The 25,042-nt window shown below is 57.5% G+C and carries 23 protein-coding genes and 1 pseudogene; 12 read left to right on the forward strand and 12 right to left on the reverse strand.

All coding sequences use genetic code 11. The annotated features are described in order from the left end of the window. Positions 1-400, reverse strand: a 400-nt coding sequence (locus AW06_RS18390; protein WP_273704875.1) for a response regulator, incomplete at its 3' end; no start/stop codon positions are given. A 198-nt stretch (positions 401-598) separates the two neighbouring features. On the opposite strand from AW06_RS18390, the gene AW06_RS18395 reads away from it, so the two are divergent. The 3 genes from AW06_RS18395 (at position 599) to AW06_RS18405 (ending at position 6,951) form a co-directional block, all read left to right on the forward strand. Next, positions 599-3,928 (forward strand): DUF748 domain-containing protein, encoded by a 3,330-nt coding sequence (locus tag AW06_RS18395; RefSeq protein ID WP_273704876.1) that lies wholly within the window; start codon positions 599-601, stop codon positions 3,926-3,928. A gap of 96 nt (positions 3,929-4,024) precedes the next feature. Then, the gene (locus AW06_RS18400) at positions 4,025-4,477 is read left to right on the forward strand and encodes a DUF3293 domain-containing protein (RefSeq protein ID WP_034953251.1); all 453 of its coding nucleotides are present in this window, start codon (positions 4,025-4,027) and stop codon (positions 4,475-4,477) included. Positions 4,478-4,542: 65 nt separating this feature from the next. Next, positions 4,543-6,951: a serine/threonine protein kinase gene (locus AW06_RS18405; protein ID WP_034953255.1), complete on the forward strand. Its 2,409-nt coding sequence runs from the start codon at positions 4,543-4,545 to the stop codon at positions 6,949-6,951. A gap of 89 nt (positions 6,952-7,040) precedes the next feature. Here the strand turns inward: AW06_RS18405 and AW06_RS18410 are convergent, their stop codons facing one another. Then, the gene (locus tag AW06_RS18410) at positions 7,041-7,835 is read right to left on the reverse strand and encodes an outer membrane protein assembly factor BamD (protein ID WP_046536689.1); all 795 of its coding nucleotides are present in this window, start codon (positions 7,833-7,835) and stop codon (positions 7,041-7,043) included. On the opposite strand from AW06_RS18410, the gene rluD reads away from it, so the two are divergent. Together rluD and pgeF are read left to right on the forward strand one after the other, a co-directional pair. Continuing rightward, positions 7,804-8,946, forward strand: coding sequence for a 23S rRNA pseudouridine(1911/1915/1917) synthase RluD (rluD, locus tag AW06_RS18415; protein WP_246148485.1), 1,143 nt, complete (start codon positions 7,804-7,806; stop codon positions 8,944-8,946). The two genes, AW06_RS18410 and rluD, sit on opposite strands and share 32 nt — an antisense overlap. 42 nt (positions 8,947-8,988) lie before the next feature. Continuing rightward, the gene (gene pgeF / locus AW06_RS18420; protein ID WP_034953260.1) at positions 8,989-9,738 is read left to right on the forward strand and encodes a peptidoglycan editing factor PgeF; all 750 of its coding nucleotides are present in this window, start codon (positions 8,989-8,991) and stop codon (positions 9,736-9,738) included. Here the strand turns inward: pgeF and AW06_RS18425 are convergent, their stop codons facing one another. After that, the gene (locus tag AW06_RS18425) at positions 9,739-9,960 is read right to left on the reverse strand and encodes a hypothetical protein (protein ID WP_034953262.1); all 222 of its coding nucleotides are present in this window, start codon (positions 9,958-9,960) and stop codon (positions 9,739-9,741) included. It abuts the gene before it with no gap. A 179-nt stretch (positions 9,961-10,139) separates the two neighbouring features. On the opposite strand from AW06_RS18425, the gene phbB reads away from it, so the two are divergent. Together phbB and phaR are read left to right on the forward strand one after the other, a co-directional pair. Beyond that, a complete protein-coding gene (phbB, locus tag AW06_RS18430) occupies positions 10,140-10,883 on the forward strand; it encodes an acetoacetyl-CoA reductase (RefSeq protein ID WP_034953265.1) in 744 nt (247 codons plus the stop codon). A gap of 141 nt (positions 10,884-11,024) precedes the next feature. Next, entirely contained in the window at positions 11,025-11,600 is a 576-nt protein-coding gene (phaR, locus tag AW06_RS18435) for a polyhydroxyalkanoate synthesis repressor PhaR (protein WP_034953298.1), read from the forward strand. Between the two features lie 124 nt (positions 11,601-11,724). On the opposite strand, the gene AW06_RS18440 is transcribed toward phaR, so the two are convergent. The 4 genes from AW06_RS18440 to AW06_RS18455 form a co-directional block, all read right to left on the reverse strand. Beyond that, on the reverse strand, positions 11,725-12,930 hold the full coding sequence (locus tag AW06_RS18440; protein WP_034953268.1) for a sodium ion-translocating decarboxylase subunit beta: 1,206 nt from the start codon (positions 12,928-12,930) through the stop codon (positions 11,725-11,727). Between the two features lie 91 nt (positions 12,931-13,021). Next, entirely contained in the window at positions 13,022-13,414 is a 393-nt protein-coding gene (locus AW06_RS18445) for a biotin/lipoyl-containing protein (RefSeq protein ID WP_034953271.1), read from the reverse strand. Positions 13,415-13,427: 13 nt separating this feature from the next. Continuing rightward, the gene (locus tag AW06_RS18450) at positions 13,428-13,757 is read right to left on the reverse strand and encodes a hypothetical protein (RefSeq protein WP_034953274.1); all 330 of its coding nucleotides are present in this window, start codon (positions 13,755-13,757) and stop codon (positions 13,428-13,430) included. A gap of 24 nt (positions 13,758-13,781) precedes the next feature. Next, positions 13,782-15,335, reverse strand: a complete 1,554-nt coding sequence (locus tag AW06_RS18455) for an acyl-CoA carboxylase subunit beta (protein ID WP_034953277.1) — start codon at positions 15,333-15,335, stop codon at positions 13,782-13,784. Between the two features lie 15 nt (positions 15,336-15,350). Here AW06_RS18455 and AW06_RS21175 point away from each other — a divergent pair, with 15 nt between their 5' ends. Continuing rightward, a complete protein-coding gene (locus AW06_RS21175) occupies positions 15,351-15,584 on the forward strand; it encodes a hypothetical protein (protein ID WP_138677758.1) in 234 nt (77 codons plus the stop codon). 237 nt (positions 15,585-15,821) lie between these two features. On the opposite strand, the pseudogene AW06_RS21180 reads toward AW06_RS21175, so the two are convergent. The 4 genes and pseudogenes from AW06_RS21180 to AW06_RS18475 all read right to left on the reverse strand — a co-directional run. Beyond that, positions 15,822-16,396, reverse strand: a pseudogene (locus AW06_RS21180) (IS5 family transposase); the annotation flags it as partial. Positions 16,397-16,554: 158 nt separating this feature from the next. Then, a complete protein-coding gene (locus AW06_RS18465; protein ID WP_246148480.1) occupies positions 16,555-17,118 on the reverse strand; it encodes a hypothetical protein in 564 nt (187 codons plus the stop codon). Positions 17,119-17,146: 28 nt separating this feature from the next. Next, positions 17,147-17,566, reverse strand: coding sequence for a ProQ/FinO family protein (locus AW06_RS18470; protein WP_034953303.1), 420 nt, complete (start codon positions 17,564-17,566; stop codon positions 17,147-17,149). Positions 17,567-17,587: 21 nt separating this feature from the next. Beyond that, positions 17,588-19,576: an SDR family oxidoreductase gene (locus AW06_RS18475; protein WP_034953279.1), complete on the reverse strand. Its 1,989-nt coding sequence runs from the start codon at positions 19,574-19,576 to the stop codon at positions 17,588-17,590. Between the two features lie 177 nt (positions 19,577-19,753). Between AW06_RS18475 and AW06_RS18480 the strand changes: the two genes are divergently transcribed. The 4 genes from AW06_RS18480 to AW06_RS18495 all read left to right on the forward strand — a co-directional run bounded on the left by AW06_RS18480 (position 19,754) and on the right by AW06_RS18495 (position 23,441). Next, the gene (locus tag AW06_RS18480; RefSeq protein WP_034953281.1) at positions 19,754-20,314 is read left to right on the forward strand and encodes a phasin family protein; all 561 of its coding nucleotides are present in this window, start codon (positions 19,754-19,756) and stop codon (positions 20,312-20,314) included. Positions 20,315-20,683: 369 nt separating this feature from the next. Next, a complete protein-coding gene (locus tag AW06_RS18485; RefSeq protein WP_034953283.1) occupies positions 20,684-21,904 on the forward strand; it encodes a patatin-like phospholipase family protein in 1,221 nt (406 codons plus the stop codon). 72 nt (positions 21,905-21,976) lie between these two features. Next, positions 21,977-22,636 (forward strand): TetR/AcrR family transcriptional regulator, encoded by a 660-nt coding sequence (locus tag AW06_RS18490; RefSeq protein ID WP_034953286.1) that lies wholly within the window; start codon positions 21,977-21,979, stop codon positions 22,634-22,636. A 31-nt stretch (positions 22,637-22,667) separates the two neighbouring features. Further along, positions 22,668-23,441: a hypothetical protein gene (locus tag AW06_RS18495; protein WP_034953288.1), complete on the forward strand. Its 774-nt coding sequence runs from the start codon at positions 22,668-22,670 to the stop codon at positions 23,439-23,441. 63 nt (positions 23,442-23,504) lie between these two features. Here AW06_RS18495 and AW06_RS18500 read toward each other — a convergent pair whose 3' ends face one another. Next, positions 23,505-24,986 (reverse strand): wax ester/triacylglycerol synthase family O-acyltransferase, encoded by a 1,482-nt coding sequence (locus tag AW06_RS18500; protein WP_034953290.1) that lies wholly within the window; start codon positions 24,984-24,986, stop codon positions 23,505-23,507. Positions 24,987-25,042: the final 56 nt, after the last annotated feature.

Consider the following 25,042-nt stretch of genomic DNA (forward strand, 5'->3'; position numbering starts at 1 on the left):
AAGTCCGACAGGCTGCTAGTTTCCTGGCTGACTGCCACGCCCGGTTGACCGTGTCGAGCACCTTGCCGGCGTTGAACGGCTTGATGATGAAGCCACTGGCCCCTCCCTGGATGGCTTCCCGGACATTGTCCACGCTGGGGCTGCCGGTGACCATTACGACGACGATCTGCGGGTACATGGTTTTGATCGTCTCCAGGGCTTCGAGGCCACCGATCTCGGGCATCATGATATCCAGGCAGATGATGTCAGGCCGCAGGCGTTCTGCAAGTTCAAGTGCGTCGACACCATTCCCCGCTTCGCCAATCACATCGTATTGTTTGCTGCGCAGGATAGTGCGCAGCAGTGCCCGCATCAGATCGTTGTCATCGACGATGAGGACTCGTGGCGGCAATCGGCTCATCCTTCTGACCTGCGCAAGCCTGCCGGAAGTTGCTGCTGAAGGCGTCCAGCGGCAAGAAGGTGGCCAGTCGCCTGTTCGACGTTTGCTTTATGGTAAGTGCGGGAAACGCTTCGTCGTGCTAAATTGGGGGCTTCCTCAGCCAGCCTTTCGCCTGTTGTCGTGTCTGAAAAAACCCGCACCGCCATAACGACTACCTCCATGAACCTTAGAAAATATGGGCTGCGCGTTTTCCTGACCGTACTGGTTCTCAGTGTGCTGGTTTTTTTTGCGCTGCCTTCTCTCGTCAAATCGACGCTCGTCGAAAAACTCTCTGAAGTATTGCACCGACCCGTAACCGTTGACAGCATCAGCATAAACCCCTACACGCTATCCTTGCAAGTTGCCGGATTGATGATTCAGGAAAAGGGAGGGGGCGACAAGGTTCTTGGTTTTGAAAGCCTTTATTTGAACCTCGAGTCAAGTTCGCTATTGCGTGGTGGTCTGGTCATTGGTGAGCTGAGACTGGATGGGCCGACCGTGAAGGTCGTGCGTTTTCCTGACGGGCGTTTCAATTTCTCTGATCTGATCGACGAATGGATGGCGAAACCAGAGTCCGACGGATCTGCCCCGCTTTTTTCAATCAACAATATCCAGCTCATTGGCGGGAAGCTCGAATTCGAAGATCGGGCTCTCGGGGAAACGCACATCATCAGTGAGATCAAAATCGCGCTGCCGTTTATTTCGAACTTGCCCCAGGCTACCGAAATCTTTGTCGAGCCGGCATTCTCGGCGTCCATCGATGGCGCTCCCTTTCACATCGAGGGCAAGAGCAAACCTTTCGCGAAATCGATCGACAGCGAGCTGGCGTTTGATTTTCGTGACGTACAACTCGGCAGGTATGTCGATTATGTGCCGGTTCGCTTGCCGTTCCAGGTCGTCTCCGGTGCCCTTGATAGTGACCTGAGGCTCAACTTTCGCCAGCAGGACGATCATCGTTCGATGCTTAGTCTCTCAGGACAGGTCGCCATCAGGGATGTCGACATCAAGGACTCCTCCGGTTCCTCACTGCTATCCCTGAAACGCTTCGACGTTCAGATTGGGCTGCTCGATCCGATCAATCGACGCTGGATAATCGATAGGGTGACCGTTGATTCGCCCGAGATCCATGCGCAGATCAGCCGGCAAGGTACGATCAACTGGATGAATTTGTTCAGCGGTGATAATGAACCTACAGCCCATGAGAATGCCGCACCGGAAGCGCAGCCAGCAACGTTAACATGGTCCTTGGGAGAAGCGAAGGTCATCGGTGGGGTGTTGCACTGGCTCGACGAATCGCGTGGCAAGCCATTCAATGCGAGCGTCGAAGGCATTGATCTTGCCTTGAAAAAACTTGACTCCAAGGGGACCGCTGCCGCCGAGTTTGATGCCACTTTTCAGCGTCTGCAAGCTGCCCAGTGGATCAAGATCGAAGCTTTCTCGGTCAAGGGAGGTCGGCTGGATCTGGCCAAGCGTGAAGTGATGATCAACGAGGTCGCAGCGCGTGGCGCCAGCCTGCTGATGCGGCGCTCTGTCGACGGCCGCATCGAGTTTGTCGAGCCCCCTAGCTTGCGCGTCGTCAAGGCTTCGCAGAAGGATCCTTCGCGGCCGTGGAAGGTGAGCCTCACCAAGTACCGTGGTGAGGACCTCGGGCTGCGCTTCGAAGATGCTGCTGTCACGCCGTTGGCGACGCACACGATTGAAGGAATGACCATTGATGTCGATAACCTGTCAACGGAAGTAGGCACGATCGCGAGAGTGTCGACTCGTTTCCGGATCAATCGCAAGGGAGAATTCGAGGCTGGTGGCAGCCTCAAGATTTTCCCGTTCGATCTGGACCTCAAAGTGGCAGTCAAGGCGCTGGAACTGTTGCCACTGCAACCATACTTTACCGACCGGCTGAACATCGATGTGACCCGTGGCCAGGTGACGTTGGGCGGACTCGTCCAGTTGCGGCAGGTTGGCACCGGCGCCATCGAACCCAGCAAGCTGGCTGGCGGAATCTCCGGACAGGTAACGGTGGGTGATTTCTACGCGGTTGACAAGATCAATTCCGCCGATTTTCTGAAATGGAAGTCACTCTACCTCGGCAAGATCGATGTGCGCCTGAACCCAGATTCGCTGTCGATTGGCGAAGTGGCGCTCGCCGATTTTTTTGCGCGCGTGATCATCAGCAGGACGGGCCAGCTAAATCTGCTGCAGATCGTTCGCCAAACCGAAGCGGCATCGTCTGACATGGCGCCCAGGCCGGCGCAACCGATGGTCGTAGCCGGTGCAGGGACGGCGGTGGCTCCAGTGGCCGCCAGTGTCAAGCCATCGCTGCCGATCAAGATCGGCAAGATCACGCTGCAGGGTGGCGACATCAGGTTCAGTGACAATTTCATCAAGCCGAACTATTCGGCCAATCTGAAGAAGATCGCTGGAACCATCAGCGGCCTGTCATCGGCTGCTGACAGCGTTGCGAGCCTCGATCTGCGCGGTAGCTACGACAACATTGCGCCTCTCAACGTATCGGGGCAGATCAACCCGTTGTCCGCCAAGCCTTATCTCGACTTGCAGGCCGATATCAAGGGCTTCGAAATGAGTTCGCTGTCGCCATACTCAGGCAAGTATGCCGGTTATGCGATCGATAAAGGCAAGTTGTCGCTGTTCGTCAAGTACAAGATCCAAGATGATCAACTCACCGCCGAAAATCGGGTGTTTCTCGATCAGCTGACTTTTGGCAGCGCGATTGATAGCCCGGATGCGACCAAGCTGCCGGTAAACCTGGCACTTGCCCTGCTCAAGAACCGCAACGGCGAAATCGACATCAATCTGCCGATCGCCGGCTCACTCAATGATCCAGAATTCAGTGTCGGTAGCCTGATTCTCAAGGTGGTCGTTAACCTGCTGGTCAAGGCAGTGACCTCGCCTTTTGCCTTGCTGGGGTCGATCTTTGGTGGTGGCGAGGAGTTGTCGAACATCGAATTCGATTTCGGACAGGCATTGATCACGCCGTCGGCACAGCAGCGCTTGGAAAATCTGGCCAGGGCCCTGATCGACCGGCCAGCGCTCAGGCTTGAAATCGAAGGGCATGCAGACCCAAAGAACGATCCCGAAGGATTGAAGCGCGATCGCCTCGATCTCAAGGTACGGGCGCTGAAACGGGATGAGTTGACCAGGAAGGGGGTTGAGAGCGGCTCGACGGACAGCGTCGAAGTCGGTGCCAACGAGTATCCGGTACTGCTTGAGCGCGTCTACCGCGCCGAGAAGTTCCCGAAGCCACGTAATCTGGTGGGCATGGTGAAGGGACTCCCGGTTGAGGAAATGGAGAAGCTGATCCTGGCCAACACCGTTGTGGATGAGGAAGATTTGCGCGATCTCGGTAGTCGTAGAGCGAAAACGGTGCTGGACTGGCTGGCGGCACATGAGGTACCCGCAGAGCGTCTGTTCCTGTTGCCGGTCAAGCTGGTGGAGACGGAAGGCAAGTCGGAAGCAAGCCGGGAAAGTCGCGTTGCCCTGTCCTTGAAATAAAGTCGCAGTGCGGGTCTGGCCAGTCTTCATCTGACTAAAGCGCCGGATGACTGCGGATCTAAGAAAATCTTCGGGCAACACTCAGGGAGAGAGGAGATGAGCTTGGCAGAACTCGAAGCCGCGTTTTGCGCGACGACCTATCGGGTGACGGTACCCGAAGCTTCTTTTGCCCTGCGGATTGGCGTGCCTACTCCCGCTTTCGATGCTTTCCTGCTTCGCTTGGCCGCTCAGTGGCCGGCCAGCGATGACGAGCCTGGGGAGACTACCGGGATGTGCTGGGGGATAGTGACGGCATACAATCCGGCAGTCCTGCTTTCGGAAGACATCAACCGGCTTGCCCAGGAGCGTTTGCTTAAAAGAATCAAGGCATTGGGCTGGTATTTCTTGCCCTCCAGCAACCTTGCCGACGGCGATGTCTGGCCTGTTGAGCCGAGTTATCTGGTGTTGCGGGCAGACGAGCAACGAATGCGAGTGCTGGCAAGCGAGTTCGGTCAGCTTGCCGTGGTTTGTGGACGGACGGGGTCGGTACCGAAACTGCTCTGGCTTTGATGGGTGCCGCTGGTAGTCACTATTGCCGTGCCTGGAATATCGTTATTGCGAGGTGATCGAGCACTGTGAGCAAGCATATTGGGCGTTTCGAGATCATTCGTGAACTGGGTCGAGGTGCTCAAAGCATCGTTTATCTCGCCCGTGATCCACATTTGCAACGGCAAGTGGCGATCAAGACACTCCACTTTACACGCTCTGATCCGCAGCAGAATCGTCAGCTGCTTGACGAGGCACGGATGGTCAGCCAGTTGCGCCATCCGAATATCGTCCCGATCTTTGAGGCTGCCGAGGAAAGAGGGGATCTTTATCTGGTTTTCCAGTACGTACCGGGCAAGAACCTGGCCGAGTATCTGGCGCTGAGCGGTGCTCTGAAACCGGCCAGAGCGATCACGATCATGCAGGCAATCCTCGATGCGATTGCCCACGCCCATGCAGCAGGAATCATTCATCGTGACCTCAAGCCAAGCAACATCCTGATTGACGATGATGAACTACCCCGTGTGATGGATTTCGGCATCGCCGCTCGCAATGGGGGGCTGGGCGACGGCGGGCAGCTGACTGGCACGCCGGCCTACATGGCGCCAGAGTACATCCTGCAACGCACGAGCAACGAAAGATCCGACGTTTTTTCAGCAGGCCTGGTGTTCTATGAATTGCTGACCGGCAAGCGGGCAGTTCCCGGAAACGACATCCTGCTGGTAATGAAGCAGATCGCTGACGAGGACATCCGTTTGCCGCAAGACAGCAGCGGCTTGTTCGAGGAGCGGCTGGCACATCTTCTCTACCGGGCACTTGCGCGTGATCCGCAGAGTCGTTATGAATCAGCCAGACAGATGCGCGATGCTCTGGACGACTATCTGGCACCGGAAACCTTGATGCCGTCGGCTGATCCGAGGCAGAGTACGATTGACTTTCTGCTGCGACGGATGCGGCACAAAAGCGATTTCCCGGCACTCTCGGAGTCTGTCGGGGCGATCAACAGAATCACGGCCTCGGAGAATCAGAGTATTTCCGAAGTCTCTAACACCATCCTGAAGGACTTCTCGCTGACCAACAAGCTTCTTCGCATGGTGAATTCGGTTTATTACCAGCAGGCGGGTGGCGGCAACATCAGCACGGTCTCGCGCGCGGTCGTGGTTCTTGGTCTGGATGCGGTTCGCAGCATTGCCATCACGGTTCTGCTTCTCGATCACCTGCAGAACAAGGACAATGCCAGCCAACTCAAGGAGGAGTTCCTGCGCGCCAATCTTGCCGGGGTGCTGGCCAGGAACATTGCCGGCAAGAGTGCCGTTCGTCTGGACATCGAGCAGGCTTTTATCTGCTCGATGTTCCACAATCTGGGTCGTTTGCTGAGCCAGTATTACTTTCCCGAAGAAAGCGCTGAAATGAAGCGCATGCTGCTGCAGAAAAACTGCTCCGAGGAGGCGGCAGCGCTTCAGGTGCTGGGGATATCGCTTGAGGATCTCGGTATCGGCATTGCTCAGACCTGGGGATTTCCCAGGCTGATCGTCAATAGCATGCGCCGGCTGCCAGCAGGCAATATTCGCCGCCCGCTCAACCCCGAGGACCGCTTACGGGTATTCGCTTCGTTATCGAACGAGCTATGCGCGGTGCTCGCGGAAACAGCAAACGAACAACAGGCCAAAGAACTGCACAAGATCGCGACGCGCTTCAGCGAGGCTGTCACACTCGACGAACAGGAACTGCACAGTACTCTGGAAAAGTCGCTGGAACAGGTGACGCAGTTTGCTGCCATCATTCACCTGAATCTGCAGCAGACGCGTTTCGGGCGTCAGATCAAGGCCTGGGGAGCTGCGCCAGTCTACCCCTCCACGGTTGAATTGACAGCAGGCGCCGACGATGGCCTAGCGGAGACGGTTCTCGCCGATGTCATTACTGAGGGGGTGGTAGCGGATCCTGTGGTCGAACGCGACGAATTCGCGGCAGAGGCTGAACCTTTGGTCAGTGAAGCCATTCTGCTGGCCGGCATTCAGGATTTGAGCAACGTACTGGTCAGCAACTTCAAGCTGAATGACGTGCTGCGCATCACGCTGGAGACCATCTACCGTGCGAAGGGCTTCACGCGCGTCATCCTGTGCATTCGTGAAGCGCGCAGCAATTCGATGCTCGGTCGCTTCGGTTTTGGACCCGATGCCCCGGATATTGCCAAGAGCTTCCGGTTTTCGCTCGTTTTCACGCCGGATATCTTTCATGTGGCACTTGCCAAAGGCGTGGATATCCTGATCAGTGACACCAATGATCCGAAAATTTCGGCACGCATCCCGGGGTGGTTTCGCAAGGCGGTGGCTGCCGAAACCTTTGTCATTTTTCCTCTTTGCATCAACGGCAACGGCGTGGCCATGATCTATGCCGACCGCACACAGGCAGGTGAGATCGTGATTTCCGAGAAAGAATTGGCCTTGCTTAGAACCTTGCGGAATATGGCCGTGCTGGCCATCAAGCAGTCGATCTGAGATGTTTGGCAGAGTAATGCCCATCAAGCCAAGTAGAGAGGCTGCCGGTGTCGATGATTTCTCGTGGCTTGACTTTTGGCCAGTGCTGATTACCAGAGTTTCCACCACGGCTCCTGACGATCCAGGCCGCGGACGTAGTATTCGCTGTTTGGAAAGTTCTTGCGCATGACACGTTCGGCGTCGTCCCGCAGATCGGTCAGCCCGAGTGCGTCATAGGCCTTGACCATAATGAAAAGGGCTTCCTCGGTCGCCGGCGTGTCGGGATAGTTCAATACTGCGTACTGAGCACGGTTCGCTGCTGCCAGATAGGCACCTCTTTTCATGTAGTAGCGGGCGACATGGAGTTCAAGCGAAGCCAGGGCATTGACCAGGTACTTCATCCGTAAGATCGCATCGGGTGAGTACTTGCTGTCTGGAAAGCGTGTGATCAGTTCACGGAAGGCATCAAACGACTCACGTGCGCCCTTAGGATCGCGCTCGGTCATATCCTGGTTGCTGATCGCCCCCAGGATACCGAGGTTTTCGTTGAAGTTGATCAGCCCACGTAGATAGTAGACGTAGTCGACATTCGGATGATTCGGATGCAGCTTGATGAAGCGATCGCAAGCGGCAATCGCTGAAGCGGGCTCCTGGTCTTTCCAGTAGGCGTAGGCGATGTCGATCTGCGCTTGTTGTGCGTAGCGCCCGTAAGGATAACGTGATTCGAGCTTTTCGAAGTACTTGATTGACTTGGCATAGGAGCCGTCATTGAGCGCATCCCTGGCCTCGGCATAGAGTTTGTTGGCTGACCAGCCGATGGTTTCATCCTTTTCTTCGGGAAAAATCCCGCAGCCGGAGATCAGAGAAATGACGATGAGCGCTGCGATAACCGCTACACTACGCATGATGGAAAATCCAACCAAGAAAAGAAAGGCATTGACCGATGCGCCCAAGCAGGATACCGGGTACGCCGATTATAGCTCAAACCCCGGCGTTGCCCTGAACGTGCCTGGCGAGTTCAGCGGCCAACGCCTGGATCAGATTCTTGCGCGCCTGCTGGCTCAGCATTCACGCAGCCGCTTACAGGGCTGGATACGTGAGGGAAGAGTCGCGGTGAACGGCGCACCGATTGTCGAACCTCGATGCAAGCTCTGGGGTGGTGAGACCATTGAAGTTGCCGAAGCGCCTGATGAACGCGCCGAACCTTCTTCTCCGGAGAACATCCCCCTGCAGGTGGTCTACGAAGACGAAGCGCTGATAGTCATCGACAAGCCGGCTGGCCTGGTCGTTCATCCTGGCAGCGGTCACTGGCACGGCACCTTGCTGAATGCCTTGTTGTACCATGTCCCACAACTCGACAAGGTGCCGCGGGCGGGCATTGTCCATCGTCTCGACAAGGATACCAGTGGTCTGATGGTCGTCGCCAAGACGCTGGAGGCGCAAACCGATCTGGTACGGCAATTGCAGGCGCGTACCGTCAAACGCCATTATCAGGCGTTGGCAAGAGGGCTCGTCGAGTGCTCCGGGACAGTGAATGCGCCAATCGGTCGGCATCCGACGCTGCGTACTCGCATGGCCGTGGTGCGGACCGGCAAACCGGCTCGGACGCATTACCGGGTACTGGAACCTTTCGTTGCCTGTACGCTGATCGAATGTGCTCTGGAAACCGGGCGAACGCACCAGATCCGCGTGCACATGACGTCGATCGGACATCCCCTGGTGGGTGACCAGGCGTATGGCGGCGGGCCAAGTCGTGTGCCGCGAGGACCGCTGTTTCCTCGCCAGGCGCTGCACGCGACCCGTCTGGCACTGGCTCACCCCCAGACGGGTCGCTCGCTGTTCTGGAAATCAGGCTTGCCAGCAGATATGACCGCTCTGCTCGAAACACTACGGCAGGAATTGCTGTCAGTACGCAGCAGCGAAGCAGCAGACGATGATGACACTTGGGATGAAGATCCGGAAGGCGGCCCGGAAGTCATCTACATCGATGACGATGAGGGGCTCGATGAGCAATAAGGACCCGATCATGCGTGGCCACCCCTCCACGGTGCTTGAACCTTGAATCTTGAACCCTGGCTTGTTCCCGACTGGCCAGCGCCGACGAGAGTGCGCAGTTTCATCACTACTCGCCATGGCGGGGTAAGCATGGCCCCATACGCTAGCCTCAACCTCGGCGATCACGTGGGCGATGATCCTGCGGCGGTAGCGGCCAACCGTCAGCGACTTCGCCGGAGTCTGCCGGCAGAACCCTGCTGGTTGCAGCAGGTGCATGGCACGACGGTTCTTGACGCTGGTACGCCCACCCAGTTCCGGGTAGCCGACGGCGCATTTGCGCGCAATGTCGCTGTCGTCTGCGTGGTGATGACGGCGGATTGTCTGCCGGTGCTGCTCTGTGACCGTGCCGGGACGGTTGTTGCCGCAGCGCATGCCGGTTGGCGCAGCCTGCAGGCCGGCATTCTAGAAAGAACAGTGGCCGCCATGGCGGTGCCCGGAATCGAGCTGATCGCTTACCTGGGTCCGGCCATCGGTCCCCAGGCCTTCGAGGTAGGCGGTGAGGTGAGAGCAGCGTTTGTCGGCCCCTATGCAGAGGCAGCTGCCGCTTTCAAGCCGCTGCCGCAGCCTGTTAACAAGGCTGGTGGCTGGCTGGCCAACATCTATCTGCTGGCCCGTCAGCGTCTTGCGCACTTGGGTGTCGAAGGTATCTACGGCGGAGAATACTGCACGTTCGGTCAAGAAAGCCTCTTTTTTTCGTATCGGCGTGACGGCGTGACCGGCCGCATGGCGTCGCTGATCTGGCTGTCGGAATAGTCAGCGCCGGGGTTTCTCTTGGTCTGCGCAGCTATTCGCGAAAGTTTCTTCCTTGGGCATGCGGAGCGCGCGCCGCCGTGCGGAGCCGCCGAAAAGCCACAGCAGCAGTATTGTCGGGAGTAGACCGTAGAAAACCAGCGTCAATACTCCGGCGACGATACTGGTTTCGGTCAGTGCCATCAACACGGTCACGTACAGCCAGGCGATCACGACGATATGCATGCGCTCATTATAGGTTGCCGAGGTTTTGCTGTGGGCAATGTGATACGACAAGCATTGCGAATGAAATCTGATGTAGCTAGATGCCGAAATTCTGGCATTGGCATTGACAGCGCAGATGCTGCAATGCAGAATAGATAACTCAAGTATTGTTTCAACCGTCCACAAGAAAGGAAAGAGCTATGACGCAACGTGTTGCTTTGGTTACAGGTGCTATGGGTGGAATCGGAACGGCTGTTTGCCAGGAACTGGCCAAGGCCGGCCACAAGGTGGTTGCCGCCTACCATCCGGAGTTCGACAAGCCGGAAGAGTGGACAAAGGCCATGGCTGAAGCCGGTTTCAACGATTTCATCTGTGTCGCTGGCGATGTCTCCGACTATGACTCCTGCGTCGCTCTTACCGCGGAGGCGGAAGCCAAGGTAGGTCCGATCGACATTCTGGTCAACAATGCCGGCATCACACGTGACAAGATGTTCGCCCGGATGGAGCTGGCGCAGTGGAATGCCGTGATTTCAACCAACCTCAATAGCCTCTTCAACATGACCAAGCAGGTCTCATCGAAGATGGCCGAGCGCGGCTGGGGCAGGATCATCAACATCTCCTCGGTTAATGGCCTCCGTGGCCAAGCTGGTCAGACCAATTACTCCGCCGCCAAAGCGGGCGTGATTGGCTTTACCAAGGCGCTGGCCGCCGAGCTGGCCGCCAAGAACGTGACGGTCAACGCCATTTGCCCTGGCTATGTAGCCACCCCAATGGTGATGGCGATCAAGCCGGAGGTCCTGCAGAGCATCATCGATACGGTGCCGATGAAGCGTCTGGCGAAGCCGGAAGAAATCGGGGGTGCGTGTGCCTACCTTGCTTCGGACATTGCCGGCTTCATGACGGGTTCGACGATGAACATCTGTGGCGGCCTCTACTATCAGTAGGCGTTCTTCCTGTTGCAGGGCGGTCAGAACAGGCTCCGAAAGGGGCCTGTTTTTTTTGGCTGGAGTATAATTGTGCTGCACCGCATCAATGGGCGTCAAAGAGCGCCCGCCGAGTCATCTGCCCATGGAGGAATGATCGTCATGCCCGAGCAGCTACGACTGATCAAGAAGTACCCGAACCGTCGTCTTTACGACACCAAGACAAGCGCCTATATCACCTTGAGCGATGTGAAGGACCTCGTGCTGTCGAAGGAAAACTTCAATGTGCTCGATGCCAAGACCGGCGAGGACATTACACGCAGCATCCTGCTGCAAATCATTCTCGAGGAAGAAGCGGCCGGCATCCCTTTGTTTACAACGGACCTGCTGGCCCAGATGATTCGTTTCTACGGTCACGCGATGCAGGGGATGCTCGGCAAGTACCTGGAAACGAACATCAAGTCCTTCGTTGATTTCCAGAAGAAGCTGCAGGACCAGTCGCAACAGATCTACGGCGAAAACAACAGCCAGATGCAGAACGACCTGTGGTCGCAGTTCCTGAACTTTCAGGGTCCGGCGATGCAGACGATGATGGCTACCTACATGGAGCAGAGCAAGAAGATGTTGCACCAGATGCAGGATCAGTTGAAATCCCAGACCCGAACCCTGTTCACCAGCCTCCCGTTGCCGGGTTTTCCGGTCGATACGGTCAAGCCGTCGAGAGACACCGAGAAGTAAAGTTCTGCGCCGATGTGTCGCTGTACCAGCGCAGGGAGAGATTGTGGGAGCAATAGTAATTTATCGGGGGCAACCTTGTGTAGTATTACGCCGGCCTCGCAGCCGGCGTATTCCATCCGTCCCGTTATCGTAGCAGAGCTACATAGGTTGCCGCGATGATCGCCGTAGTGATCACGCCACTGATATTCGCCCCAAGCGCCTGTGGCATGACGATCGCTCCTGCATTTGCTGAGCTGGCAACCTTTTGGACGATCTTGGCCGTGGTTGGGACGCAACTGACCCCGGCAATGCCAATGATCGGATTGAACTTGCCGCCAGTCCAGAAATACAGAATATAACCGCCCAGCAGGCCGCCAAGGGCAGAGATCGTCAGCGCCAGCATTCCCAGCAGGAGCAGCTTCAGGACCGTCGGTTCAAGCAAGGTATTGGCTTCACAGAGCACGCCCAGCGTCAGCCCGAGGAAGAAGGTTGCGGCGTAGAGGAAAACCTCACTCAGCAGCTTGGTGAAGGGCTCGATCCCACTTTCTCGTACCGCAACACCAAGGAACAGCGAGAAGAACAGGGGGGCTGCAACCGGAAACAGCAGACACAGGAGCGTACAGGCGACCACCGCAAAGGTAAGCTTCTGCGCGCGGCTGATCTTCGGTCCGCGATCAGCGGCCATGCTGATCCCACGGATGTGTTCGGGTACCAGCCACTTGATCAGATAGGGGTAAGCGCCGTAGGTCAGGCCGAGATAGAGATAGCCGACGACCGTAATCGGTACGAATAGATCCTTGGCCAAGACCAGCGAGGTGAACAGAACCATCGGACCGTCGGCACCGCCAATCGTGGCAACCGCTGCAGCCTGGCCCGGATTGAGGCCCAGCGAGACGGCGATCGGGAAGACGGCGATGGTTCCCAACTCGGCGAACAGCGCGATGAAGATGCTCTGGAAGGGCCGCGCCATCACATAACCGACATCGAGCAGGACGCCGATCCCCATGAAAACCAGACAGGCGATCAGACCGTTGCTGAAGGTCAGGGTGTAGATCGGTTGCAGCCAGTCGATCTGCATGATGTTCATCAGATCGATCGGATCGGACATCAATGGATCGACGAACAGCGTTCCCATCTTGCTGCCATCGAGGAACATGACTCCGGCGTTGACCGAGGACATGCCTAGCCCCATAGGGATCATCAGAAGGGGTTCGAGGATGTTCTTGGAACCCAGATAGATCAGAAGGAAGCCGAGCAGCATCAGGAAGATGCGCCCGAACATGATTTTCGGCTCCGAGGCCACCAGCGTGGCGATGCCCTGGAACAGATCGAGAAAATGGATGCTTTCCATACGCTTCAGTCCTCGCGCCAGACGACCGGATTTTTTCGTCCGCGCATCGAATTGCAGGCGACAGGAGCGCTCTCCTGTCTGTTGGCCAAGATCAAGCGATGGTCACCAGTGGCTGACCGCCCTCGACTGCATCCCCTGGTGCGACCAGTACGCGCGTCACCTGGCCAGCGCGAGTGGAGATGACCGGGGTCTTCATTTTCATGGCTTCCAGGACGAGCAGTCGATCACCAGCGGCAACCGTCTGGCCAACCTTGACGTTGACTTCGACCACCACGCCACCCATTCCGGCCACTTCGTCGCCAGCTCCAGCCGCTGCTGCTTTTGATTGCACCGCCGCCGGTGCGGCTGTGCTGCCACCTGTTGCAGCCATCGGTTGGGCAGCGGCGACCGGAGCGGGTGTTTGCGCCGCCTGGCCGGCAGTGAGTTCCAGGACGCTAACTTCGTACTCACGTCCGTTAACGGTAACCTTGAATTGTCTAGGCATGTCTTGTTCCTTTTTATCTTGGGCCTCGGCCCGTGGGCCCCGGCGTATGGGTATGCTGGGCGGCGCGAGTACCGGCTGCCCAGCCATGGCTGGTTGGTGTGATGTGCAGGATGCGGTGTGGTCCCATGGCGGCGAAGATTGCCGCTGATAGCGCAGCGACATCCTCGTCCGAAACGCCGAGTCCGATCGGGCAGACCGTTCCAGTCGGTATATCGACCGGTTTGGGCTTTTCGATCCGGCCAGTCAAAGAAACCATTACCTTGATCAGCACGGCAACCAGCACCGAGATGACGATGGAAATGCCGTAGACCTGCAGCGCCTTGAAAATGGCGTCAGTCACCATGGGATATCTTCCTTCCGTTGCCGATTACATGGGAATGTTGCCGTGTTTCTTGGCCGGCCTGAGTTCACGCTTGTCGAGAGTCTTGCGCAGTGCGAGAGCGACCATCCAACGCGTGTCCTGTGGTTCGATGACGTCGGTGATATAGAAATTGCTCGCCGAGACGTATGGCGAAGCGAACTCGTCGCGGTATTCTTGCGCCAGTTCCGCGGCCTTTGCCTGGCGATCCTCGGCCTTTTCGAGTTCCTTGCGATAGAGAATTTTCACGGCAGCTTCGGCGCCCATCACGGCAATCTCTGCGGTCGGCCAGGCGTAAACCATGTCCGCTCCCATTTCCTGGCTGCACATGGCAAGGTATGAGCCGCCATAGGCCTTGCGCAGGATTACCGTGATCTTCGGTGCAGTGCATGAACCGTACGCGGAGAGCATTTTCGCGCCGTGACGGATGATGCCGCCGCGTTCCTGCTCGACCCCTGGCAGGAAACCCGGAACATCGACCAGGGTCACCACCGGTACGTTGAAAATGTTGCAGGTCCGCACAAAACGGGCCACCTTGTCCGCGGCATTGAGGTCGAGGGCGCCGGCCATCACCATCGGCTGGTTGGCGACGATGCCAACCACCACGCCGCTGATCCGGGCAAAGCCGACGATCACGTTGCGAGCAAAACCCGCATGTACTTCAAGCAGTTCGGCACGGTCCACGATACGGCGGATCACCGAATACATGTCCAGCGGTTCGGACGGGCTGTCCGGGATGCAGTCGTTGATCGCCGGGTCTTCCATCTCCTCGATCGGCACATCGAGATGATGTGGCGGATCCTCAGTATTGTTGGCCGGCAGGTAGGAAAGCAGTTGCTTGACCAGCGCGATTGCGTGCTGGTCGTCCTCGGCAACGAAGTGAGCGTTGCCGCTGACCGTGGAATGCATCTCGGCACCGCCGACCTCAGCCATCGTCGTCGCCCGTCCAGTCACCGCCTTGATTACCTCCGGGCCGGTCAGGAACATGTGTGCATTGTTGCGTGTCATGATCACGAAGTCCATCAGCGCCGGCGAGTAGGCGGCCCCCCCAGCGCACGGCCCACAGATCACGGCGATCTGCGGTACAACGCCAGAGAGAAGGACGTTTGCATAAAAGACGTCGCCGTAGCCTGAGAGCGCATCGACGCCTTCCTGAATTCGCGCACCGCCAGAATCCTTGAAGGCCACCACCGGTACGCCGATCTTCAGGGCATGGCGCATGATGCGGGTGATCTTACGTGCCTGCATCTTGCCAAGCGTTCCGGCAACGACACTGAAGTCCTGACTGAAAGCGGCAACCTGGGTGTTCCCCACGTAGCCGTTGCCGGCAATCACTCCGTCAGCGGGCAGGAACCGCCCGGCCATGCCGAACGCAGTAGCGGCATGCGTGGCGTAAAGGCCGAGCTCCTGGAAAGTGCCTTCTTCAAATAATGCGTCGAGTCGCTCGCGTGCGGACAGGAGACCCTTTGCGTGCAGCGCCTCCAGTTTCTCGGGACTGACATTTTCGGTCAGTTTTGCACGCTGCGTACGCAGTTTCTCTATCAACTCCGGTCGTATCGTCATCTGGATTCCTAACAGGTGGCTAATATTGGATTAATTCTCATTCTCGCAGCAATGAGCTGCTGGCGACCTTCCGGCAATATAGTATCCATATTTTTTCTTGTGTTGGCTAGTGCTGGAAAAAATATTCACGGGAAATTTGTTCTCTGCCCCGCCTCACGCTTGGGTGTTTCCGATCGAGTTTCGAGTCATCCGCAGATCATCGAAGAGCAAGCGGATATTGCAGTTCAAGTGGGCCATTTTGTTACGTGATGCTGGTTTTTCCGTCGGAGAAGTGGTGCAGGATACCGACGACGAAGCGACAAAGGCGAGAGACGTTCCCGTGAGCATGGCCTGTGCGAATGGACGTTGGGGCAATATTAGTTATTGATAATATGCTATAAGGTTCGATCTCTCATTTCTGGCATGACTTCCCCTTTTGCCTGCGCTGTTTCATGCAGAGGACTCAATTTACCCTACCCGGATAGATTGCGGCATGCCCAGGTAGGTCTAGGTGTTGATGATGGCGGCGCGAAAGTGAGCTTCTGTCACTTGCCGCTCGAAGGTTCAGGAGTACAGGCTGTCGCCCAATTGCTTCAGCCGGTACATCCTGTTCTCTGCGATGCTGCGCCGGGGGTAACCGCTGTCGTTCTTCCAGCCGTCGAGTCCCTTGGCCTCGATTTCCTGGAGGATGGCGTTGCGGGGGTGTTCATCTCCCCACGGGACCGCACCGTCGCGGGATGGGATGGTGGCACGCGCGTCCCGCTCGGCGATCGCCGCAGGGCAGCCGTGGCTGTCGTAGGCGCCGTCGGCCGATACTTGAAGGATCTCGCCTTCGACCTGATCTAGCAGGCCGGGCACAAGATTTCACTGTCGCCCCAGGCAGGGGTAGTCACTTCGATGCCGATGATGTCCTTGCGGGTCTCGTCAACCGCCAAATCGGTCTTCCGCCAGGTGCGGCGCTTGCCGACCCAGTGCTGACGCACTTTCCATTCGCCTGCGCCAAAGATCTTCAGTCCCGTCGAATCGACCACCCCATGCGTCGGTCACTGGCGCGGCCGACGAGGAATCTTCATGCGGACATCCAAATTACGTTACACCCCGGCTAATGATAGTCGGGGAAACACTGGTCACTTCACCACGACCGGCAAGACTCCACTTATGAAAGCGGGTTTTCTGTCCAAACAAACGAGGCCATCTCTGGCATCGGGTGATCGGGCTCTAAGAGGTAAGCTGGAAACTGCTACGCAAAGCCAGGGAGCCAATCGCTTCGCAGGTTGGTCGATACGGCTTCAAGGGTGCCCTGAAAGAGGGCCTCGATCACGGGGGCTTCCCGCCAGTTTTCATTGAGGAAGGTCAACCCGATTTCTTCGACGAGCGTGCCCTGCCAGTAGTGGTTGGCAATTTTGTCCAGTGTCGACAGGCTCAGACTGTGTGGTAGCCGCAGATAATCCAGCCAGCTCGAATCATGAAACGAGCAGATGTAAGCTCCCCTACTGCGCGCTCTGGTCAGTGTCTTGCCGAAGACACGGGCCGGATGTTTGGCACGGAAGGTTTCCGCATCGACGCGCGTTGCGAAGAGCAACAGCGCGTGCAGGCGACTCGGGAAGTGGTGGTAGAGTCGCTGCCGATAATATTCCAGATGGTACTCGGCAAAGTAGTTCTGAACCGTCGTGAACTGATCTTCAGGCAGCGTTTGGGCGAAAGGGTTGCCGACCAGGATGTCCCAGCCCGGCAAAGCGGCATCTTCGTCCAGCCAGGCGTACAACTCGAGTGGGCTGCTGTCATTGAGTAGATGGTCCATCATCTGTACGGAACAACTGCATGGTCAGGACTTAGCGATTGCGGCCAAATTTCTGGACCAGTTGGCCGAGCTTCTCTGTACGCTCACGCATCAGCGCCTCCGCCTCGCGCTGTGCCTTGCGCAGTTCGGCCTGCTTGCGCAGCTGTTCCTTGATCAGCTCCGAGGCATGGCTGCGATGTGTCGTCGGAATTTCGTCAGCAGGTCGACCATCCAGATCATAGCGTACAGTGGCCCGTTCCATGATTTTCAGGTAGCGCAGCGAGTGCGTATGCATTCCCAGTGCGGTGCGCAGTACCTTCCGATCAAGGCTTGGCAGACGCGCCAGGAGTTGCTTGTCGATGCCGATGGCTAGTGGCAGACCGTCGCGGAAGACCGGGTAGGTATCCTGCAATTCCTTCAGAAGCTGTCGAGCGTGCTGACCCGGGACAGGGACAGGAACTGAGGTGGGCATATTCATGGATCTCGATTCAGTTTAGAAGTGGATTCCGCGCATGATCTGCGAGAACGCGATCTGGTCAGCGGTCTGTGGCTCTGGTTCCGGGAACTTGCGCGTGCCTGCCGCGCTGGAATCGGGGAACATCCGGAAGGAAGTGTTCATGGTGATTTGTGCCACCTTGGGCAGCAGCGAGTGCAGCAGGGCGCCGAAAATGCCCAGCCGGGTGGCGATGCGCACAGGTTTGTGAATGATGGCTTCGACGACCAGATCGGCAGCCTCTTCAGGGGAGAGCGTTGGGACCTGATCATAAAGCTTGGTCGGAGCGATCATGGGTGTTCTGACCAGTGGCATGTTGATGGTCGTGAATTCGATGCCACGATCGGCAAACTCGGATGCTGCGCAGCGTGTCCAGGCATCCATCGCTGCCTTTGAGGCGACGTAGGCCGAAAAGCGCGGTGCGTTCGTGAGCACCCCGATCGACGAAATATTGATGATCTGTCCTTTGCGTTTGGCAATCATTGTCGGCAGGAAGCCCATCGTCAGGCGCAGCGCACCGAAGTAGTTCACTTCCATGGTACGTTCGAAATCATGGAAACGGTCGAAAGAGTTCTCGATGCCGCGGCGAATCGAGCGGCCGGCGTTGTTCACCAGGAAATCGACGCCCCCGTGCTCCTCGTTCATGAACTTGACAAAGGAAGCGCATTGTTGTGGATCGGAGACGTCGACTACGTGCGTGATCAGGCGCAGGCTGGCGGCTTCGAACTCACGGCGGACTTCTTCGAGCGCCTGCGAGTCGCGGGCGATCGTCACGGCAATCGCCCCGGCTTCGGCCATTTTGCGAATGGTGGCCTTGCCGATACCCGATGAGCCCCCTGTGACGAGGACGACCTTGCCTTCGACCTGGCCGCGCAGGGTGCGATCGATGAACAGATCCGGGTCGAGGTGACGTTCCCAGTAGTCCCACAGGCGCCAGGCGTAGCTGTCGAGCGGGGGCACCGCGATCCCGCTGCCCTTGAGCGCCCGCTGCGTCTCGCGGCAGTCAAAGCGGGTCGGGTAATTGACGAACTCGAGGATGTCGTCGGGCAGCCCGAGATCCTTCATGATGGCGGTACGGATGCGGCGTACCGGCGTCAGGGCGAACATCGCCTTGCGCACCGAACGCGGAATGAAACCGAGCAGGGCAGCATTGATGCGCATCACCATTTCCGGCGCGTGCGCTGCGCGTGCAAAGGTATTGAGCAGATCACCGACGCGCATCGGCGTTGGATCGGTCAGGTGGAAGCACTGACTGTCCTGGTTTTCGAGATGCGCAATGTGGTCCATCGCAGCAACGACGAAGTCGACCGGTACGACGTTGATTCGCCCGCCTTCGATTCCGATCGTCGGCATCCAGGAAGGGAACATTCTGCGCATCTTCTGAATCAGCTTGAAGAAGTAGTAGGGGCCGTCGATCTTGTCCATTTCGCCAGTGCGTGAGTCGCCGACCACGATTGCCGGGCGAAAGATACGCCAAGGGATCCGGCATTCCTTGCGGACAATGCCTTCGGAATCATGCTTGGTGCGAAAGTAGGGGTTGTCGAGGTTCTCCGCTTCGTCGAACATGTCTTCGCGGAACAGTCCCTCGAAAAGGCCGGCCGCCGCAATCGAACTGACTAGGTGGAAGTGCCGGGCTGCAATTTCCTCGGCCAGGCGAACCGTGTTGCGAGTGCCGTCCACATTGGCGCGCTGCTGGTCTTCGGCGCTAGCTTTGAGGTCATAGATCGCAGCCAGGTGGAAGAAGTGGTCGATCTTACCTTTCAGCTTTTCAATGTCGGCTGGGGCGACGCCCAATTCGGACTGTGTGAGATCACCAACGATCGGGATGACACGTGTATCGTCACAGCCCCAATACTCGTACAATTCCTCAAGTCGCGGCAACTCGATGGCGCGAGTCAGAAAATGGACGATGGCATCGGGGCGGTCGAGCAGCTTTCTGACGAGACGCTTGCCGATGAAACCAGTGGCGCCGGTAACGAAGTAATTCATTGCTGTCTCCTGAAAATCATGGCCAACTCCTGAAGGCCCTGCCTGTCCTACTGCCATGCGATCGAGGCCTTCCCTAGGTCTTTAGTGTGCGTCCTCTAGATATTGTCACTAGACTGGCTTCACAGGGCAAGCAAAAAACTTGTTAGCCTTTTGATGATTACCTTATAGGAGAAGAAAATGGGCAAGAAACTCAAGGAATTGGCTGGTGACGTGACGGAAAGCCAACTGGCGTCGACGGTCAAGGAATCTGCTCAGCAGATCTGGCTGGCCGGGCTTGGTGCCTTTGCCAAGGCGCAGGAAGAGGGTGGCAAGGTGTTCGACGCCTTGGTCAAGGAAGGTGAAAGCATTCAGTCAAAGACCCGTAAGATGACCGACGAGCGAATCGCACAGGTGGCTGGAAAAGCGGCTGGAACTTGGGACCGCCTGGAACAGGTATTCGAGGATCGTGTTGCGCGTGCCCTGGGCAGCCTCGGTGTGCCGAGCAAGCAGGATATCGACAGACTGTCCAAGCGCGTCGTCGACTTGAGCGCGGCCGTACAGGCTTTGACCGAGGGGAAAGCAGCTCCCAAGATCGCTGTCAAGCCAGTAGCCAAGGAAGATCATGCTCCGGTTGAATCCGCTGAGTCCAAACCAGCCGTGGCCAAACCAGCTGCTCGCAGATCTGCGGCTGCAAAGCCGGTGCCCCCGGTCACGCCGGCCGACGTGTTGAACACGCTGCCGAAGACTGGCGACGAGTAAGGCGATTTCTCGGAATCAAGATACCGAAAAGATACTGGACGACGACCGAAGAGGCTTGTATTGCTGGCCATGAGTCCGGCCTACCATCATGACTATTGGTATGGCGTTTTGCGGAAATCACCTAAGTCTTTCTTTCCCTCGCGCTTGGCTCAGGCTGCGCCAAGCCAAGCGCTCAGGGGTGGCAGAGAGCGAGTGTTCCTTCCCGGCCGGGAGGAGAGAGATACCGCAGGGTACTGCGAGGGGTTCTTGGCCGTCCGTCCGGGTTTCGGCGCAGCCTGCACGGAGAGGGTACGCGCTTACAACCACGCGCCGACAGCGTTCCTCGACGCTGTCATCAAGGGCGCTTTCCAGGTAAAGGAATGGCGTTCAATGGATGATACTGCAACGAAACTTTCGAAAATAGGGCTAGCGCTGGCCGGGGGGGGACCGGTGGGAGGTATCTATGAAGCCGGCGCGATGGCTGCATTGGCAGAAGCCCTTGACGGCGCCGACTTAACTAACTTCGATATCTATGTCGGGGTCAGTTCAGGGGCTTTCATGGCAGCCGCAGTGGCCAATGGCATGAAGCCTGCCCAATTGGCACGCATGTTGGTGGAAGACGAGAGCGATGAAGTTTTCGATCCCGAAATGTTGCTGCGCCCTGCCTTCGGTGAATACCTGCGACGTGTGCTGCAAGTTCCAGTCCTGTTCTGTTCGTCCTTGCGACAGTATTTGTCGGACCCGTGGCATCTTCGCTTGGTGGAAGCCTTTCAGGGTCTCAGTCATGCCATTCCGGCAGGGATCTTCGACAGTGCCGGAATCGACAAGCTGTTGAAGAAACTGTTTTCAGTCGGCGAGCGAAGCAATGATTTCCGTCAGCTCAAGCACCAGCTATTCATTGTGGCGACCGATCTCGATACCGGAGAGTCACTTGCCTTCGGTTCGCCGGGGCATGACGATATCCCCATTTCGCTGGCGGTGCAGGCGAGTGCCGCGTTACCGGGACTATTTCCACCGGTCAGGATCGGCGAGCGTTATTTCGTCGACGGCGCCTTGATCAAGACCCTGCATGCTTCGGTTGCGCTGCACGCGGGCGCGGAACTGCTGATTTGCATCAATCCGCTGGTACCATTCGATTCGCAACTGGCTGCCCAGCGTCCACGGCACGGGGATCCAACGCCGGTACCTGACCATCTGATTGAAGGGGGCTTGCCAGTTGTCTTGTCACAAACTTTTCGCTCCATCATCCACTCGCGAATGCGAACCGGCATGGACCGCTATGGGCACGAGTTCGCAGGCAGGGATGTGGTCCTCTTTGAACCGACGCGCGACGATGCAGACATGTTCTTCACCAATGTGTTCAGCTATCGCGGCCGTCGCCGCCTTTGCGAGCATGCTTACCAGCGTACCCGCAGCGATCTGTATAGGCGGCGCCATGAGTTGCGGCCAATTTTCGAGCGGCACGGTATTGAACTGAACCTCGGCGTGCTCAAGGACCACAGTCGTTCGCTGCTGTCACACAAGCGCCACCCGGATCTGGCAGCCAGTGCCGGTGCGCTGGCTTCTTCGTTGGGCGATCTTGAAGCCTGGCTGCAGGCGCAGCAGGTTTGACCAAGCCATTCCCTAGCACCTGCTGCAGTGCTATGCTGGCCGTCCGGGGTAGCTTATGGCGGACGACAGGTGATGGAAAAAAAACCGAAGCGGCGAACGCGTGAACGCATCATCGAGACCAGCCTTCGCCTGTTCAATGACTTTGGCGAGCCAAACGTGACAACCACGGTCATTGCCGACGAGATGAATATCAGCCCCGGCAATCTTTATTACCATTTCAATAACAAGGATGAGATTCTCGAGTCGATTTTTACGGTCTTTGAGCGGGAGATCAAGGATACGCTGGCGGTACCGACTCGCAGACCTGCCAATGTGGAAGACATCTGGTTGTTCTTGCATCTCCTTTTCGAAAAGATCTGGCAGTATCGTTTTTTCTACCGCGATTTGAACGATCTGCTGACGCGCAATCGCCTGCTGGAAATCCATTTCCAGCAAATCCTGGCGCATAAGGTGCACACTGCGAAGACCCTGTGCGAAGGCCTGGTGTCGGCAGGTGCCATGCGCGCCAACACCGAGGAGTTGCGTGCACTGGCGATGAACATGACGGTCATTGCGACCTATTGGCTCTCTTTCGAGTATGTTCGTGATCCGCGCGGCAAACTCGACAGTGACCATATCGGGTGTGGTGTCTACCAGGTGATGGCGATGGTTTCACCCTTTCTGCTGGGTGAATCCAAAGACCTGCTCGAAAGGCTGTCACAAGAATACCTCGGCGCAAAGCGCCCTGCTTGACGTCATGCTGAATTTATCTGGAGAACGATCAATGGCCTGGAACAAGTTTCCCTATCCTGACAAGGCATACTTCTATGCTGGAGCGGCACTGCAAGATAACTGGGCGCGGTTGCATCGCGGTGACTGCGAGCCTTTTCCTGATGATCCGCGAGTTCAGGAAGCTTGGCGGAATTATCATGCCGGCGACTTTGGGCAGGCCGTCCAGGCTGGCATGGCCTGTGGCATGGCGGGTTACAATGCCGCCAACAAGGCGGCCACGGTCTATGCCACTTACCTCGAAGCCAACGATGAGCGCAAGTGCAGCCTGCTGTTGGAGGTTGCGCAGCGCTGTGAACAGCAGCAGGAAAAGACTCCCACTGATATTAATGCCTGGTACCTGCATGCCTTCTCACTCGGTCGCTACAGTCAGAGCATCTCGGTTGTCAAGGCGCTCGCACAAGGTCTCGGGGGCAAGATCAAGAACAGCCTGACCAAGGCGCTGGAGCTGGAACCCCGGCACGCCGACGCGCATATCGCGCTCGGTGCCTATCACGCCGAGGTGATCGACAAGGTTGGCTCGCTGGTTGGAGGAATCACCTACGGGGTCAAGAAGGAAACCGGCAAGGACTTGCTTGAAGCCGCTCTGAAACTCAACCCCGACTCGGCAATCACTCGTATCGAGTTTGCCAATGCACTGGTTTTGATGTTCGGCAAGGCGAAAATGAAGGACGCCGAGCGCCTTTATCAGGAGGCTGCCGCCTGCGTGCCGATGGACGCCATGGAGCGGCTCGACGTCGAAGCGGCGAAGGCCGAGCTTGCGGACTGAGCGACAGGCTTGCCGCTTGCCAGGACGCCGCTCGGATGTCCCTCAGTCCTGCGTGGCCGAGTATCAACTATCGGTCAGGCCGCCCAGGTCTTCTTCCACCGCTGCCGGGTCGCCGAGTCGGTCCCAAGGCTCGAGTAGCAGCAGCCACAGGAGCTTGTCGAATTCGTCGGCAAAGCGGTTGACGATTTGCGTAGGGTCGTCGACCATGTTCTTGTCGGTGATGAGTCCGAACTGTACCCGGCCGTTGTAGGAGAGAATGCTGACACCCATGCCGATGTCACCGGCTTGCGGGACCCAGACCATTTCCTGCTCGATCCTGCAGCCGGCGAAAAAGCGCGGCTGCTGTGGGCCGGGGACGTTGGTCATCACCGCCGTCGTCTTACTAGCCAGCAGATTGAGGATCTGGTCCTGGATGAACTTGGGCGCCATGCCGGCGGCGCCCAGCAGGGTGAAGGTCAGCATCGCTTGATAGGAATCCTTCAACACCATCATCCTGGCGCGAGTTGCATAGAGCCTGGCCAGTGGGTTGTCGATGCCAATCGGCAGTTCGAGAGCCACCAGACCAAAGCGGTTTCCAAGATCCTCGATGTCATCCGGTGCGCGTAAATTGACAGGGACCATCGCACGAATCTCGGTGGCAGCCACCGGGTCGCCTTTGGCTATCAGGTAGCCGCGCAGAGCACCTGCTACCGAAGCCAGCAGGATGTCGTTCACCGAGCAGCCGAGAACCTTGCCGACGACCTTGATTTCGGGCAAGGAGATCGGCTCGGACCAGGCGACCCGTTTGACCGTCCCCGCTTTGCCCTTGTAGCGCGTCGGGGTGTCATTGGGCAGTAGCGCCAGCTTGCCGACTTCGTTGGCCATGGCCCTGGCGACGAGCACGTAGTCGCGGATCGTCGCGGGGTTCTTACGCAGACCCAGGTAGTGTCCCCACAACTGGCCCCCGATGCGGATCGAGGTCAACGCAACTTCGCTGATGGGCTCCAAGATCGTTCGCCAGAAAGCGTCGTCGGGATCGCTCCTCTGGTTGTCAGCAGGATCATCCTGATGAGGGGTTGCCACCGTTCCGCCGTCCTCCGGAGCATCAATGTCGTTGTCAGTCAGCGATTTGATGACGCCAGTCAGGGCGATGCCGTCGGCAATCGCGTGATGGATCCTGACCACTACCGCGGAGTTGCCGTCGGCAGTGTCGACAAGGTTGAATTCCCATCGAGGTCGTGACGGGTTGAGTGGGGTGCCAGCCATGGTGGCAACGAATTTTTGCAGTTCGTTCTTGCCGGCAGGAGCCGGGAGAAAAGAATGGCGGACATGCGTGTCGATGTTGAAGTCAGGGTCGTCATCCCACCAGTTACCATTGACATCCTGCCTGGCAATTTGCCGGAAGCGCCGGTAACGCACAATGCGCTGTGCGACGGTACGCTTGAAACGTTCGGTGTCGATGCGGCCTTGGAAGATCATGACCCCGACGATCTGCATCAGGTTTTCCGGACGATCCATACGCAGCCAGGCGTTGTCGACGTGGGCAATTCTTTCGCGTGAGTTCATCGCGGGTGCTCCCGGGAAAAATGTCCAGGCCATATAATAACGTCAGTTCGGGATAA

It is taken from the genome of Candidatus Accumulibacter cognatus, assembly GCF_000584975.1.
Lineage (GTDB): Bacteria > Pseudomonadota > Gammaproteobacteria > Burkholderiales > Rhodocyclaceae > Accumulibacter > Accumulibacter cognatus.